This is a genomic window from Nocardia donostiensis (genome assembly GCF_002081715.1).
Taxonomy (GTDB): Bacteria; Actinomycetota; Actinomycetes; order Mycobacteriales; family Mycobacteriaceae; genus Nocardia; species Nocardia donostiensis.
In genome coordinates this window covers 19,017-32,652 of sequence record NZ_MUKP01000012.1, presented here as the reverse complement: position 1 = coordinate 32,652, position 13,636 = coordinate 19,017, and the positions used below count along the sequence as shown (strand labels likewise).

The 13,636-nt window shown below is 65.1% G+C and carries 17 protein-coding genes, 1 pseudogene and 1 riboswitch; of the genes and pseudogenes, 8 read left to right on the top strand and 10 right to left on the bottom strand.

Annotated elements, in window-relative coordinates:
• Positions 1-47 precede the first annotated feature (47 nt).
• Complete coding sequence (locus tag B0T44_RS10355; protein WP_245839476.1) at positions 48-884, bottom strand: (2Fe-2S)-binding protein; 837 nt, start codon at positions 882-884, stop codon at positions 48-50.
• An 11-nt stretch (positions 885-895) separates the two neighbouring features.
• Positions 896-1,010, bottom strand: a riboswitch (cobalamin riboswitch).
• A 116-nt stretch (positions 1,011-1,126) separates the two neighbouring features.
• Here B0T44_RS10355 and B0T44_RS10350 point away from each other — a divergent pair.
• Positions 1,127-1,576 carry a hypothetical protein gene (locus B0T44_RS10350; RefSeq protein WP_077117108.1) on the top strand — a complete coding sequence of 150 codons (450 nt, stop codon included), beginning with the start codon at positions 1,127-1,129 and terminating at the stop codon, positions 1,574-1,576.
• A gap of 95 nt (positions 1,577-1,671) precedes the next feature.
• Here B0T44_RS10350 and B0T44_RS27105 read toward each other — a convergent pair whose 3' ends face one another.
• From B0T44_RS27105 to B0T44_RS10340, 3 genes are all read right to left on the bottom strand, one after another.
• A complete protein-coding gene (locus B0T44_RS27105) occupies positions 1,672-1,830 on the bottom strand; it encodes a hypothetical protein (protein ID WP_175648027.1) in 159 nt (52 codons plus the stop codon).
• Positions 1,831-1,937: 107 nt separating this feature from the next.
• Positions 1,938-2,087, bottom strand: a complete 150-nt coding sequence (locus B0T44_RS27100) for a hypothetical protein (RefSeq protein WP_175648026.1) — start codon at positions 2,085-2,087, stop codon at positions 1,938-1,940.
• Positions 2,088-2,125: 38 nt separating this feature from the next.
• A complete protein-coding gene (locus B0T44_RS10340; protein WP_077117104.1) occupies positions 2,126-2,473 on the bottom strand; it encodes a DUF6463 family protein in 348 nt (115 codons plus the stop codon).
• A gap of 29 nt (positions 2,474-2,502) precedes the next feature.
• Here B0T44_RS10340 and B0T44_RS10335 point away from each other — a divergent pair, with 29 nt between their 5' ends.
• Together B0T44_RS10335 and B0T44_RS10330 are read left to right on the top strand one after the other, a co-directional pair.
• The gene (locus B0T44_RS10335) at positions 2,503-3,102 is read left to right on the top strand and encodes a TetR/AcrR family transcriptional regulator (RefSeq protein WP_077117102.1); all 600 of its coding nucleotides are present in this window, start codon (positions 2,503-2,505) and stop codon (positions 3,100-3,102) included.
• Between the two features lie 217 nt (positions 3,103-3,319).
• Complete coding sequence (locus B0T44_RS10330; protein WP_081511896.1) at positions 3,320-3,595, top strand: WXG100 family type VII secretion target; 276 nt, start codon at positions 3,320-3,322, stop codon at positions 3,593-3,595.
• A 54-nt stretch (positions 3,596-3,649) separates the two neighbouring features.
• Here B0T44_RS10330 and B0T44_RS10325 read toward each other — a convergent pair whose 3' ends face one another.
• Entirely contained in the window at positions 3,650-4,186 is a 537-nt protein-coding gene (locus B0T44_RS10325; protein ID WP_077117100.1) for a hypothetical protein, read from the bottom strand.
• 400 nt (positions 4,187-4,586) lie between these two features.
• Here B0T44_RS10325 and B0T44_RS27095 point away from each other — a divergent pair, with 400 nt between their 5' ends.
• Positions 4,587-4,757 carry a hypothetical protein gene (locus tag B0T44_RS27095; protein ID WP_175648025.1) on the top strand — a complete coding sequence of 57 codons (171 nt, stop codon included), beginning with the start codon at positions 4,587-4,589 and terminating at the stop codon, positions 4,755-4,757.
• 44 nt (positions 4,758-4,801) lie between these two features.
• Here B0T44_RS27095 and B0T44_RS10315 read toward each other — a convergent pair whose 3' ends face one another.
• Positions 4,802-5,776 (bottom strand): alpha/beta hydrolase, encoded by a 975-nt coding sequence (locus B0T44_RS10315; protein ID WP_077117096.1) that lies wholly within the window; start codon positions 5,774-5,776, stop codon positions 4,802-4,804.
• Between the two features lie 311 nt (positions 5,777-6,087).
• Positions 6,088-6,720, bottom strand: a complete 633-nt coding sequence (locus B0T44_RS10310) for a VOC family protein (protein ID WP_077117373.1) — start codon at positions 6,718-6,720, stop codon at positions 6,088-6,090.
• A gap of 218 nt (positions 6,721-6,938) precedes the next feature.
• Here B0T44_RS10310 and B0T44_RS10305 point away from each other — a divergent pair, with 218 nt between their 5' ends.
• The gene (locus B0T44_RS10305; RefSeq protein ID WP_077117094.1) at positions 6,939-7,142 is read left to right on the top strand and encodes a hypothetical protein; all 204 of its coding nucleotides are present in this window, start codon (positions 6,939-6,941) and stop codon (positions 7,140-7,142) included.
• Positions 7,143-7,414: 272 nt separating this feature from the next.
• On the top strand, positions 7,415-8,953 hold the full coding sequence (locus B0T44_RS10300) for an acyl-CoA synthetase (RefSeq protein ID WP_077117092.1): 1,539 nt from the start codon (positions 7,415-7,417) through the stop codon (positions 8,951-8,953).
• A gap of 34 nt (positions 8,954-8,987) precedes the next feature.
• Here the strand turns inward: B0T44_RS10300 and B0T44_RS10295 are convergent, their stop codons facing one another.
• Positions 8,988-9,623 carry a TetR/AcrR family transcriptional regulator gene (locus B0T44_RS10295; RefSeq protein ID WP_077117371.1) on the bottom strand — a complete coding sequence of 212 codons (636 nt, stop codon included), beginning with the start codon at positions 9,621-9,623 and terminating at the stop codon, positions 8,988-8,990.
• A 303-nt stretch (positions 9,624-9,926) separates the two neighbouring features.
• Here B0T44_RS10295 and B0T44_RS10290 point away from each other — a divergent pair, with 303 nt between their 5' ends.
• Together B0T44_RS10290 and B0T44_RS10285 are read left to right on the top strand one after the other, a co-directional pair.
• Entirely contained in the window at positions 9,927-11,111 is a 1,185-nt protein-coding gene (locus B0T44_RS10290) for an LLM class flavin-dependent oxidoreductase (protein WP_077117090.1), read from the top strand.
• The gene (locus tag B0T44_RS10285; protein ID WP_077117088.1) at positions 11,108-12,184 is read left to right on the top strand and encodes an alcohol dehydrogenase catalytic domain-containing protein; all 1,077 of its coding nucleotides are present in this window, start codon (positions 11,108-11,110) and stop codon (positions 12,182-12,184) included. The genes B0T44_RS10290 and B0T44_RS10285 overlap by 4 nt, the downstream gene beginning before the upstream one ends.
• Positions 12,185-12,188: 4 nt before the next feature.
• Here B0T44_RS10285 and B0T44_RS10280 read toward each other — a convergent pair whose 3' ends face one another.
• Positions 12,189-12,656 (bottom strand): alcohol dehydrogenase catalytic domain-containing protein, encoded by a 468-nt coding sequence (locus B0T44_RS10280; protein WP_077117086.1) that lies wholly within the window; start codon positions 12,654-12,656, stop codon positions 12,189-12,191.
• A gap of 48 nt (positions 12,657-12,704) precedes the next feature.
• Positions 12,705-13,618, bottom strand: a pseudogene (locus B0T44_RS10275) (3-ketosteroid-9-alpha-monooxygenase, oxygenase component).
• Between the last annotated feature and the right edge of the window lie 18 nt (positions 13,619-13,636).

The window sequence follows — 13,636 nt, the reverse complement described above, 5'->3', positions numbered from 1 at the left end:
TCTTCTGGACACGATCGTGCGACCGTTGCTGGCGAAGAAACTACCAGTCAGCCCGGCACATGCCGGAGCAGCGCGGTTTCCCGATCGGCGGGGCTGCGGCGCGGGCAGCTCGAGCATTTGTCGCTGTCGGTGGCCAGGTAGATCAGGCAGCATGAACTGCGGCGTACGAATCGTCGCTGGCCGGCAGGACTGGTGAGGTCGATGTACCGCGGTGGCAGCAATGGCGGAGCGGACAGTGCGGCGGCCAGCGCACACCCGTCGGCGACACGGCCGGTTTCGCGGCCGATGCCGAGCGCACGGTTGGCGATCGAATCGGAGACGATCGCCCAGAGTGCCCGCGGCGCTGCGCCCGATACCGCCGAGAGCGGGACGATGATCGCAGCGCAGGCCGCGTGCAGGGCGGGCGCGAGCTCGTCGACCGACCCGAGCAGCCGATCGGACCGGACGGCGGCGAGATACCCGTAGTCGCGTAGCGAGATCCGCAGCCGAGTGGGGTCGGGATCTGGTGCGTATCCGGTGGTGAGCAGCATCGCCAGCGGCGCCGCGACGAAGGTGGAGCTGGCCGAATACCACCACAGGGTGCCGTTGGTCCGCGGGTCGGCGCAGTCCCAGCGGCGACCGGTGTCGGCGACGCGGTCGGCCAGCCATGCCGGGTCGGTCAGCAGCGTTCCCGGCAGCGAAGCCGAGGGGATGTCGATGGTGGCGGCGAAGTCACCGAGCGCGGCAGCGGCGACGGTATAGGCGTCGGTGAGCGCGGCGACCATGGTGGCGGCACGGCGGCGGGACATGTCGACCTCGTCGTTCTGCTCGAGTGGCGCAACACGCAGACCGCACGCGGGGAGCGCAGCCCACACCGCCTTGCCGGACTCCGTCTCGCAGACCACGGCGATATTCGGGAGTCGCGAACATCCGGGCAGGTAATCGGGCTCACCGTCGCATCGACGGTTTACCGTTGCGGGTCAGCGCCGGACTTGCACCGGACTTCCCCTACTCGGATGTCAGCAATTCTTCGGTTCATTATGCCCGGGGTGCACAGGCAGCTCGCCCCGGCCGGCAGGGTGGCTCCGGCACACTGTGCGACAGGAACTTGCCGAGCAACCTGGCAAGTCTCGGATAGTTTGCCGACATGAAGACACTCGCGACCACATCGGTCGTCTCGGTGCTGTGCACTGCATCGGTATTGCTGTTCACGGCGCCGCAGCTGGTAACCACCGGGGTGATCGAGCCCGGCCCTTATTTCGAGCTGATGGTGGTGCTCCCGACACCGGTCGGGTTGGCCGCCGCGCTGGTAGGAGCCATCGCGGGCACGATTGGATTCACGATCGGATTGGTGCGGCGCGTCGATCGGGCGTGGGCTGGCACGTTGATGGCACTCGGGCACGTGATCACCTGCGTTCTGGCCATCGCGATCGTGGTGTGGTCGCAGAAATACGGCTCAACTGGATGGGAGTTGCTGTTTCTGCCTGCATCGTTGATGTTGGGGCAGATCCTGGTCGCGGCGGGCCTGATCACGGCCGTGGTGAGCCGCCGCAGAGGCACCCGCCCCGCACCAGGAGATGGACAACAGATCGCATGACGCACCGAACCACAGGCTTCTACTGAAACCGGTTGCGCGGGAAGATGACCGACCGGAACCACACTGGTGAGGCCGACCGAAGCAGAAAGCCCCGGTCAACTACAGATCTGGCGGCGTTCGGAATGTGCTTCCAGCGTTCCCGGAACCACCTCACCCGCGTCCAACCGATACGCCTCGAGAACGCTCAGCGCCACTCCCTCGGCATGTTCGAGAAAGACGCTGATTCCGTCGCCGCCGATTTCCGGCAGCCGCACATCAGTCGCTATCGCAGCCGGCCTGACATCCCGGCGCATCCCGGGTATGGCGCGTACCAGCTGCTCGGAAGCTGCTCGAGCCGAAGCGGATTCGTCCGCGTCAGCCTCTACTGCACCGTCCCGGTCCACCACCACGCCGAACGGAAAGAAGCTCCCCGCTCCGCCGGCCTGCCTTCGGCCATATCGAGCGCCGCGTCCAGCAAGCCGTCCAAGTCGGTTTGCGCCGAAGCCGATGTGGTGTCCCGCCACTGTGTCATTCGCGACTCCCCTCCTGGGTGATCCGGTCACTAGCGCCCTAGGCCACGGCGGTCACGATATTCCGCCTCCTGATCCAGCCGCCGACGCCGGCGGCGAGGGGCACGAGGACGGTGAGGAAGCCAGATACGGGCTCGAAGGCGAGTCCGAAACCGGCCAGTACCGCGGTCGCGGCGAGGATCGGCGCGGTGACGTGGCCGCGCGCTCGCTCCACTTCGATGACCGCGACCCCCAGGGCGGTTCCGGCGACGCCGAACGCGGTGAACCAGAACGACAGCTCGATGTCCTGGTCTTTCGTGGCCCATATGACAACGCCCAGCGCGGTATGGGCCGCTCCGATGAAGGTGAGCATGCTGCCGACTACCGGGAACTTTGTTTTTGAATCCATATTCTAAAACTATGTCCTAGGCTGTCCCCGTGGCAAGACCCCGGCGCTTCACCGATGATCAGATCCTCGATGCCGCCCGCAATCTGCTCGCCGACCCGGCGATCACCCGACCGGGAATCGCCGCGATCAGCTCCGCCTCCGGCATACCAACCGGCTCGATCTACGTGCGCTTCGCTTCCCGCGACGAGCTGCTCGCGCGACTATGGCTGCGCTCGATCCGCCGTTTCCAGACCGGTCTCATCGAAGCGCTGTCCGGACCCGACCCGCTCCTCGCCGCCGCGACGTACCTGCCGCGCTATTGCCGCGATCACCCGACCGAGGCGCGGGCGATGAAGATGTTCCACCGCGACGAGTTGCTCGAGACCGGGCCCGACGACCTGCGAACCGGGATCGCCACCGTCAACAACGATATGAACGCCGCCCTGCGCGACGCCGTCACCAAGCAATTAGGCGCCGCCGATGAACGCGCTATGACCATCGCGGGTGCCGCAGTCAAGGCCATCCCATACGGCCTGGTCCGCGACTTCATCGCCCGCGCAGCCCCGATCCCGGACTGGGTCGATGATGTCGTCGCCACCGCATCGTCCGCCGTCATACGCGAATTCAGCCGACGACCCGCCACCCGCTAGCTCGATGCCAACCTGAGCGGGCGGGTCGCGGCACAAGCGAGAACGTCAGCGGTTGATCGCGTTGGAACCGCGAGTCACACTGCAGTAGTCGGGCATTCGACCAGGAGATCGTTTCGGTCCGGTGCCGATGTGGGGAGGGAATCATGAGCCAAGCAGCCTCGAATGAGGGACAGCCGCCGAACGTGACGACTCCCGAGCTGGTCGCCGCGCCGCGGCCATCAAGAACATCCTCGCTTCCCTGAAATCCGGCTTCGATTCGCTGGATGCCGACGTCGACCAGCTCATCGCCACCTGGACCGGCAGGCAGGGTTCCCGGTTCGAGCAAGGGTGGGCCGAAGTCCGGCAAGCCGTCGCCGAGATGCTCGACGCGATCGCCGACACCACCGTCGCACTCGACGACAACGCCGAGGCATCCGCGAGCAAGTGGAACCTTTCACCCGCTCGAAGAACAAATGGCACAAACGAACCGCAGAACGCATCATCAGGAACCTGAGCGGTATCTCGGCTGAGTCTGCCGACTCACCGGCTCACGATGAGCAGCGTTCCGTCATGGCTGTACTTCCACACCGGCGGCGGTCAGGTACGCCCGGTCCCGTCGACGCTGGCGCCAGACGACGACGCCGTATCCGATCATTGCGGCAAGCACCGCCGCGAGGCCGATGAGCAGCGCGGGAACCGCCAGTTCCTGGGCCCGGTTCAGGTATTCGGGTGTACTGCTGTTGGACCCGTCCACCCTGAGCAGCAGACTCACCGGCGACTGCCAGTCGTCCGCGTCTCCGCCGTCGGACATGAACCAGCAGAAGAAGGTAAGACCGGCCAGATATACCCACAGCAGTGCCAGCACGATCGCCCGAGGTGTTCTCGGGGCCTCCGCGAAACTGCTGGTCGACGAGAACAAGCCGCACGCCATCCAGATCAGCGCAGCGTAGACGAGCATCCAGATAGGCGCCCCGTAGAGGAACACGAAAGCCAATATCCATCCTGGAGTCGCGAGGCGAATCGCCGCGTCGACCAGCGGTACCAACAGGATTGCCGTACCGGTGATCACCGCCGACACCCGCATACCGTCGAAACCGTCGTTCACAGCACCTTCTCTCTCGAACAAGTTGCGGCTTCGAGTATTGCCGGATGGGAGGTGCTTGACCTGAGTACTTCTACGCGGACGCGCACGGTTCTTCTGCGCTGCACAGGCCGGTCGGTCGCCGCACAACGTGCCTCGAGGGCTCAACGCAGTGGGGGGATACTACGCATGCCGAGGAGTAGTGACACGCATTCTTTCGGCGCTGGTGGTGCGCCAGCCTTGAGATATGTCGAAACAAACGCGTACCAGTGTATCTGGCCGACAGGTGGCCGCCACGGCCGTGTTGTTCATCGTCCTGTGCGGTACGGCGCTGCTGGCCTTGTTCATGTCGGTGATACTCCCGCTGGGGGTACCTTCTTGCAGCCCTGGTCCCCACTGCCCGCACCCGCCTATCTTGCTTGCCATGGTTCTGACGTGGTTGGGCATTGCGGCGGGCTTCGGGGTGGGCGTGGTCGGCGCCGTGGTCGCCTTTTCCCGTAACACCAGGATGCACGTCTGGCCACTGTTGGGTACCGGCATCATCGCCGTCACTGCCCTGCTCGGCTTTCTGCTCGCAAGCACCCCTATGGGATAGGCAGCCCGCCCGGCTGGTAACGGAAACGGGGCGCGACTGAGCAGTCAGTGCGCGCCGAGGGCGTCGAGGATCATCGGGCGGGCTGTGGCGAGGGCTTGTTGCCAGTAGGGCCAGCTGTGGGTGCCGTTGGTGATGTCCACGCGGGCGGGGATGCCCTGGGCGGCGGCTCGGTCGCGGAACATCTGGGCGGCGATCATCGTGAGGATCTCCAGACCCATCCCATTCGTGGTGTCGGACACCCTGTTGTGTGCGTCCAGCGCACCGGGTAGGCCGTTGCCGGTGGTGACGTAGATCGGCAAGCCGCGCAGCCGTCCGACCTGCACGGTGGCGTCGTTACGGGCCCATGCGGGGTCGCTGGGCGGGCCCCACATGTCGTCGGGGTTGAAGTGGCCCTCGTCCCACATCGCTGCGCGCATGGCTTCGCTCCAGAGCGGGAACGTCGGGTGCACGAAACCCGAGAACGACCCGGCGAATTTGAACTGGTCGCGGTGATAGGCGGCCAGAATCAGTGCGGCGTTGCCGCCCATGGATGCCCCGACGACGGCGTTGTTGGTCCGCGATACCCCATATCCGGCCAGGAACGCGGGCAGTTCCTCGGTCAGGAAGGTTTCCCATTTGTAGGTTATTTTCTGACCATTGGTATGACTCGGCCGATACCAGTCGGCGTAGAAACTCGACCGGCCGCCGACCGGGAACACCAAGGTGACGTTATCGCCCGCGAATTGGCGCAGCGCGTTTGTGTCGCTGACCCACTGACTGTGATCGTTCGGTGCCCGCAACCCGTCCAGCACATAGAGTGCCGCGCTCCCACCGCGCGCAGCCCACTGCACCTGGACCTTGATCGGCCCCATGCTCGACGGCACGAACAGCTCCTCATAACCGCCTGCCGGTGCGCGCAGTACCGGTGTGCGAACCGGCGTGGCATTGGCCACGGAGGCGCCGATCGACGCCATGAGCACCGCTACCGAAGCAACAGTCATAGCTTTGCGCAGCCAACCTCGCCGTTTCCCGAAAAGCATTACCCCTACCTGCTCCAATCAGACTCCCTGCACCGGACGAGCCCCAACGCGATCAGACACCTGGCCCTGCCGAATACATGACTTTGTGGAGATCGATGTCACCGGCTGCCCGAGATCAACTCGGCGTCGGCTGGATGCAGTCTAGCGTCGCCGAACTTGCGTCCCTCGGAAATCGCTGCGTGCGCACTCCACCGCGTCGCCGAACGCCTCGACCACGATGTAAGGTTTTCGCCGGGCTGGATGGTCTGCTGACCGTTGTCCCGGTCACGCGTCCTGCCGATCGGTGAATGTTCACATCGGACCGCCCGACCTCAGACTGTCGTGGCCTCCCACACGAATCCGTCCGGATCGGTGAAGGGACCGGTAGCACTGCCGATGACGATCCGGTGCGAACCGGTGCCATCCGGGGAGACACCGGCGTCTTTGGCGGCGGCGCGGCGACCGTAAAGCGCCAGCTTGACGGGCGACCCCGGGGTCGCGAACTCGACGTACTTGCTGCCGAAGCTCTTCGCCACAGCCAGGCCGTGATCGACGTAGAACTGCTTGCTGGCTTTGACATTCTCGACGCCCAGCAGCAGCACGACATCGTCGACTTCCCGAGTGGCCGGGCCGGTGTCCTTCTTGTTCGACGTGGTGACCTTCCAGATCGCCCCGTCGGGGGCTTGCACGATTCCGCCATAGCCCCAGAAACTCTTCTTGGCCGGCTTCAGCTCCGTGAAACCTGCGTCGAGCGCGGTGCCGACGAGGCTGTCGACGGTGCTCGGCTGGGACACCACCAGAGACAGCAGGAATCCACGGAAGCCGGTCGTTGGCTCCAGCGCGGCACGGAAGCTCAGTTTGTCACCCAACCCGAAGGCAGCGGCGTAGGTGGCCTCGGCGGCGGTGGGGTCGGACACCTCGAGGTGAATGGTGATATCTGTGTTGACGCCGGTCTTGGTGTTCATGCTGATCACGCTAATTCCGGCCCGGTGCCCGGCGCTTCTCGATTCCTGATCAGTCTGATGCCTGGTCACGCCGCACAAGAACGCCCCGCGTGTGGGTTTCCCGTGCGGCAGCGATGCCCCTGACGTCTGCGGCAGAACTTCCCGGGGCTGCCAGCTCCGGCGTCCCCTCCAATAGCGTCTCCTCCGGCGGCTCCCCGCGCCGCCGGAAAGGAACCATAATGCGCGCCCACCTTCGAGCCGGAATCCTCGCCGGCGCAATCGCACTGGCACCCTTCGCCGCCGTCGTACCGGCTTCCGCTATCCCTCTCGAACCCGCACCCGCGGAAAAGTCGGAACCCGTCGCCAGCCCGGGCTGCCCTGGTGGCGCCCCGCACTGGGATTGCCTGCTGGAATCGCTGTCGGCCAGCGGTTCGGGCAGCTAGGAGCTTTCAGTCGCGAGGGAACATCGTTGCCGCCGTTACGCGTCCCGATGCACCCGCACGACTCGGTTCGCCAGCAGCAGCACCGGGTCGCTTCAGCGGCGTTGACCTCGAGCGCACTCGAGCTTTTAGGTTTGCTGTGTTGCGACGAACTGAGGCGAAAAGGATGATCGATGATCTTCAGCTGAAGTGGCGTCGCTTGGGGGGCCGCACAACATCCCAGTTCGCGGAAGAAACCCTTACGCAATAGTTGGACGTCCTATAACGTGCGTCATATGAGTGAGGATCCACGCATCGCCACCGTCGACGGAGTACTCCGGCGGGCCGCTGCCAGGCAGCCCGGTCGCACTGCCCTGATATTCGGCGATCGCAGTTGGACGTACCGCGAACTCGACGACGCCGTCACCCGCGCCGCCGGTTACCTGCTCGCACTCGGGCTCGGGTCCGGCGATCGGGTGGCCGGCTACGGCGTCAACTCCGACGCGTACGTCATCGGTTTCCTGGCCTGTGCCCGCGCCGGCCTCGTTCACGTTCCCGTGAACTACGCGCTCACCGGTGACGAATTACGCTATCTGCTCGCACAGTCCGGAGCGCGAGCGGTGCTGGTGGACCCCGGACTGCTCGAGAACCTCGAAACGGTCCGCGTCGACCTCGGGGTCGAACACGTCGTCGCGCTGCGCGACGCGGCCGATTCGCTGCTCGAATCCGCACGCAGCGGTGACGTACCGCAGCTTGCCGTCGACGTGTCGGGCGACGATCTCGTCCAGCTGCTCTACACATCCGGGACGACGTCGAAACCGAAGGGCGCCATGATGTCGCACAGCGCTCTGATTCACGAATACGTGTCGTCGGTGATCGCGCTCGGACTCGACGCCGACGACAACCCACTGATCTGCATGCCGCTCTATCACTCGGCGGGAATGCATGTGTTCATGCTGCCCTATCTGTCGGTGGGGGCGACCGTGCACCTGATGCAGTCGCCCGACATCCCGGAAATCCTGCGCCGCATCGAGGCCGACCGGATCGGCTCGCTGTTCCTCGCGCCCACGGTGTGGGTTCCGCTCGCCGGGCACCCGGATCTGGACACGCGTGATCTCTCGTCATTGAAGAAAGCTCAGTACGGTGCATCGATCATGCCGGTCACCGTGTTGAACCGGCTGCGTGCGCGGTATCCGCATCTCGGCTTCTACAACTGCTTCGGGCAGTCGGAGATCGGTCCGCTCGCCACGGTGCTCGGACCGGACGAGCACGAGGAGCGTCCTTCGTCGTGTGGACGCGCAGTATTTTTCGTCGAGACGCGCGTCGTCGATGCCGACGGCAACGACGTGCCCGACGGCGAGCCCGGGGAGATCCTCTACCGTTCCCCGCAACTGTGCCACGGGTATTGGGACAACCCGGAGGCCACAGCGGAGGCGTTCCGAGACGGCTGGTTCCACTCCGGTGACATGGTGACCCGGGACGCCGAGGGGTACATCACGGTCGTGGACCGGATCAAGGACGTGATCAACACCGGGGGCATCCTCGTGGCGTCCCGGGAGGTGGAGGACGCTCTCTACACACATCCCGGGGTCGCCGAGGTAGCCGTGATCGGCGTTCCCGACGAGAAATGGATCGAAGCCGTGACAGCGGTCGTCGTGCTGCGTGACGACGCCGACCCGGACGAGGTCACCGCCGAGGTGCTCATCGAGCATGCCCGACAGCGCATCGCACCGTTCAAGGTGCCCAAGCGCATTCGTTTCGTCGCGGCGCTACCGCGTAACCAGAGCGGCAAGCTGCTCAAGCGAGAGCTGCGGGGGGAACTCGATCCGGTCTGATGTGGTGTCCTCGACCACGGTCTCCTCGGGATCTTCATCCGAGTAGTTGCCGAGATCCGCCGATGAGGAAGGTGACTTGGTCTTCGTAGAAGTCGATCAGCTGTTCACTCGTCAGCGGTTTGCGGTCGTCGCTCCAGTCGTCCGCCCGGCTCAGTGCCTGTAAGAAGCCCATCAGTGCGATGGCCCAGCGGGTCTCGAGCCGGTCGGGGTCGGTGGTGGGAAAGGTTCGGCGAACTTGTTCGAGGAGACGGTCGCGAAGGCGCAGTTCGGTTGCCTCTAGGGCTGGATGCCCTTGTTGCGAGATGTGCGTGACGATCTTGATCCATCTCATACCCCGAGTGCGGTGGCGGAGGAGAAGTACCTTGTAGGGCTCGGTAACGGCACGTATCAGGGCATCTACGGTGGGCGGTTGCTCATCGGCCGCGAGTGCGTCCACGTTGGCGCTGATCTGGTCCCGGACCGCTGTTCCCATATCCAACAGAACTGCAGCGAGCAGCTCGTTCTTGGTGCCGAAATGGTAGTGGACCGACGACGGCCCCAGGCCGGCGGCGGCGTTGACCGACCGCAGGGAGACTGCGTCCAGCCCTTTGGCCGCGAAGAGCCGTTCAGCGGTCTTCACCAGACGTGTGCGGGTCGCGTCACCTTGACGGTTTTGGCGGGAGGCGGTCATGTGCATGAGCTTGGCACGTGGTTTCGCGGTGACGCCAGGTGGAGATAGGCCACTGAGTTCGGTGTGCACGAGTGATCAGCGTGTTTCGCCGTGCGTTCGGACCCGATTCGCTTGCCTGGCTGGTTCGACTGATCCATTTATGTACCCGAGCTTTAGCAGTCAAACCCGTATCCCGCTGGTCGGGAACACTATATGCGCAGCATCAGCTTTCTTCCCAGTCTCTTTTTAGATCAGTTGATCCATGCTAGACATGACGTCAGAGCGAGTGACACAGCTCACTTCCCGCCGACAGGAGATGTCATCATGTGGTCCGCAGCGTCGATCCGCTTCGGGGCCTTCCTCGCCCCCTACCATCCGCTCAACGCCGATCCCGCCCTGCAGCTCAGGCGCGATATCGATCTCATGCAGCACCTCGATCACCTCGGGTTCGACGAGGCATGGATGGGTGAACACCACTCCACCGGCGCCGAGATCGTCCCGGCACCGGACGTGTTCATCGCCGCGGCGGCCGAACGCACCGAGCGCATCCGGTTCGGCACCGGCGTCGTGTCCCTGCCCTACCACCACCCACTGATCACCGCGGACCGGATCACCCAACTCGACCTGCAGACCCGCGGCCGGGTCATCTTCGGCACCGGCCCCGGCAAAATCCCCCTCGACGCCCACATGATGGGCATCAACCCGATCGACCAGCGCCGCCGCCAGGGCGAGGCGCTCGAGGCGATCCTGCCGCTGCTGCGCGGCGAGGTCGTCAATATGGAGACGGACTGGTTCACCCTGCGCGACGCCCGCGCCCAGCTACCCACCTACGACCCGGCCGGTATCGAGGTCGTCACCGCATCCACGGTCTCCCCCAACGGGTCCGTCCTCGCAGGCACCCACGGCCTGTCGCTGCTCTCCCTCGCCGCCAGCTCCCCCACCGGTTTCGACGCCCTCGACCGCAACTGGGGCGTCTACGAGAAGATCTCGGCCGAGCACGGCCATATCGCGGACCGCTCGACCTGGCGCCTGGTGAACCCGATGTTTCTCGCCGAAACACGAGGCGAGGCGGAGCGGGCGGTCAGTCGCCGGATCGGTTCGATGGCGGCGTACGTCAACCGCCAGACCGGCGAGAACCCGGACTGGGCGCAGACCCCGGCCGGCATCATCGACCAGTGGCGTAACGACACCCTCGGCGAGTTCGGTCAGGCGATCATCGGCACCCCGGACGAGGCGATCGCGCAGCTCGAGCGGCTGATCGAGAAGACCGGCGGCTTCGGCACTCTGCTGATCCTGCACGTCGACATGGCCGACTGGGAAGACACCAAACGCAGCTACGAACTCTTCGCCGCCGAGGTCATCCCGCATTTCAAACACCGCAACGTCGGCCGCCAAGCCAGCCTGCAATTCGCCGAAGACAACCGCGACCACCTCATCGGCGGCCTGATCGGCGCGCTCACCAAGGCCCACACCGACTACTACGGCCAGCCCGAAGGAGCACAGGCATGAAAGCTGCACAGTTCCACGACGGCACCTTCACGGTGACCGAGGTTCCGGACGCGCCCGCGCTGGGGCCGGGGCAGATCCGCATCGACGTCGCCGCCTGCGGTATCTGCGGCAGCGACCTGAGCATGTCGAAGGACCCCTGCCGATTCGTCCACGTCGCCGAGAACGCCGGTTACCTGCTGGCCACCTTCGCCACCGACCGGCCGGTGGTCCTCGGCCACGAGTACGCCGGCGTCGTCTCCGAGATCGGCCCGGACGTGACCGGTTTCGCGGTCGGCGACCGGGTCGCCGGGATCGGGCTGGCGACCGACACGAGCACCGGCATTCCCAAGATCATCGGCTACTCCAACGACTACCACGGCGCATTCGGCGAGCACATCGTCGTCGACGCGTTCTGGGTGCGGCACGTACCGGACAGCCTCTCGCTCGAACACGCCACGCTCGCCGAACCACTGCACGTCGGCGAGATGCACGTGCAGCAGTCCGGCCTCACCGCCGCGGACTCGGCGCTGGTGATCGGCTGCGGCAGCATCGGTCTCGGCGCCATCATCGCCGCGAAGGCCCGCGGCGCACTGGTCATCGCCTCCGAACCCTCACCCAAACGCCGCGGACTCGCCGCCGCGCTCGGTGCCGACGTTGTCGTCGACCCGACCGAGGAAGACCCCATCGAGGTGTACAACCGCATGGTCGCCGAGAGCAACACCCTCGTCGGTCAAGGCGGCCAAGGAATCCTCATCGCCTACGAGTGCAGCGGCCGCGCCGGGATTCTGGGCTCGCTGCTGCACACGCTGCCGTTCAACTCCCGCATCCAGGTGCTGGCCGCGCCGTTCGACGACGAGATCATCATCCCGGTGGTCGGCCAGTTCCGCCGTATCGCCATCAACTTCGGGCACGGCCCCTACGAGAACGCGTACGACATCACGTTGCAGCGGCTCGCCGACGGCAAGATCGACGCCGAGGCGATCATCACCGGCCGCGTCGGTCTCGACGCAGTAGCGGACGCCTTCGATGCGCTTCGCAAGCCCGACAAGCACGTCAAAATTCTGGTCCTGCCGGGCACGCGGACCGACAGATAGTCCGTTACCAGGTGGTTGGGTCGAGTGCGATTTTGCCGTGTATGCCGCCGGCGCGAAGACGCTCGTAGGCGGCGCGGGTGTCGCGGATCGGCATGCTCAGTAGGCAGGCCGCGGCCGTGAAACTCAACTCGGCAGGCTTCTTCGTGACAAGGGCCGACGGAACCGGCACCAGCTCGGAGAAGGAGCCGACGAATGGTGGGACAGACCCGATGACCTCCTCGCCCACTCGGAAATCCGCGACGTTGTCTCCGGCCGCGACGACGGTTCCGGCCAGGTCGGAGCCCGCCACCGCGGGGAACTGGACCGGTGCGTATTCGGCCAGGTAGCCGGCGGTGGTCTTCCAGTCGACGGGATTGACCGACGCGGAGACCACTCGGACGAGAACATCGTCGGCCCCCATCGGACGGTCAGCGATGTCGGTCTCTGCCAGCACCGACGGTTCGCCGTACTCCTGGTAGGTAATGGCTTTCACAGCATGTCTCCTGCTGAGGGTGATGTGGCGGGCTCCGCAGGTTCGCGGTCAGGCTTCAGCGGGTTGTCCGGCAGCGCGTTCGATGTTTTCGGCGACTTCGGCTTCCCAGCTCTGCACCGCGCGGGTGGTGTCGATCTCGAACTCGAAGCGCCGCACCATATCGTCGGTGATGTCCTCGACGTCGACGTAGAACTGCTGGTACCAGCGGCGCTGCTGGTAGACAGGGCCATCTTCCTCCGACAGCAGTGGGTTGTCGGTGCGCGCCTTGTTCTTCCAGATCTCGACGTCCTGTTCGAAGCCCGACTCGACGCCTTCGACGAACTTGGCTCCCATGGTCGCGTTCTCCTCCTCGGACAGTCCGGGGATCTTCTTCACGATCGCGCCGTACTGCAACACGAAGGAGTCCGGGCTGACCGGGTAGTGCGAGCTGATCAGGATGGTCTCGATGGTCATGCCGTTGGCCTCGCTGCAGAGGCGGTCGATCATGTAGGACGGTCCGTAATAGGACGCCTCCGAGCGCAGAGTCGAATTGGGGTCGTCGTAGCTGGTGCCGACCACCATGTCGTGGCGCGGCGTGGAGTGCATGATCTGGGTGGCGACGTGTCCTTCGAAGACACCCTTGAAATAGCGGGGGAAGGCGTAGTGCATAGGGGATGCCGGTGCATTTGCCGTTGCCGCCCCAGCGCCAATCATGGAACGGGCAGGCGATCGAATCGCCCTTCACGGTGCCGTGGGCGAGGTTGCCACCCATATGCCGGCAGAACGCATCCAACACGTGCAGCTTGCCGTATGACTCGGACTGGAACACCACCAGCGACGTTCCGAAGGCATCGATCTGATGCGGTCGGCCGTCCTGGAAACCCCGGAGCAGGCCAAGGCAATGCCAGCCTCGGGCGAACCGGGGGGTTGGTACCCGATTCGATCTGCCTGACCTCGTCGACTTCGGCATTTTCGGTGGTCATCGTGTTCCTTCCGCTGAT

Coding starts and splice junctions, on each gene's coding strand:
- B0T44_RS10350 (WP_077117108.1), top strand. CDS start 1,127: ATGAAGACACTCGCGACCACATCGGTCGTCTCGGTGCTGTGCACTGCA.
- B0T44_RS27100 (WP_175648026.1), bottom strand. CDS start 2,087: ATGACACAGTGGCGGGACACCACATCGGCTTCGGCGCAAACCGACTTG.
- B0T44_RS10340 (WP_077117104.1), bottom strand. CDS start 2,473: ATGGATTCAAAAACAAAGTTCCCGGTAGTCGGCAGCATGCTCACCTTC.
- B0T44_RS27095 (WP_175648025.1), top strand. CDS start 4,587: ATGGTTCTGACGTGGTTGGGCATTGCGGCGGGCTTCGGGGTGGGCGTG.
- B0T44_RS10315 (WP_077117096.1), bottom strand. CDS start 5,776: ATGCTTTTCGGGAAACGGCGAGGTTGGCTGCGCAAAGCTATGACTGTT.
- B0T44_RS10310 (WP_077117373.1), bottom strand. CDS start 6,720: ATGAACACCAAGACCGGCGTCAACACAGATATCACCATTCACCTCGAG.
- B0T44_RS10305 (WP_077117094.1), top strand. CDS start 6,939: ATGCGCGCCCACCTTCGAGCCGGAATCCTCGCCGGCGCAATCGCACTG.
- B0T44_RS10300 (WP_077117092.1), top strand. CDS start 7,415: ATGAGTGAGGATCCACGCATCGCCACCGTCGACGGAGTACTCCGGCGG.
- B0T44_RS10295 (WP_077117371.1), bottom strand. CDS start 9,623: ATGACCGCCTCCCGCCAAAACCGTCAAGGTGACGCGACCCGCACACGT.
- B0T44_RS10290 (WP_077117090.1), top strand. CDS start 9,927: ATGTGGTCCGCAGCGTCGATCCGCTTCGGGGCCTTCCTCGCCCCCTAC.
- B0T44_RS10285 (WP_077117088.1), top strand. CDS start 11,108: ATGAAAGCTGCACAGTTCCACGACGGCACCTTCACGGTGACCGAGGTT.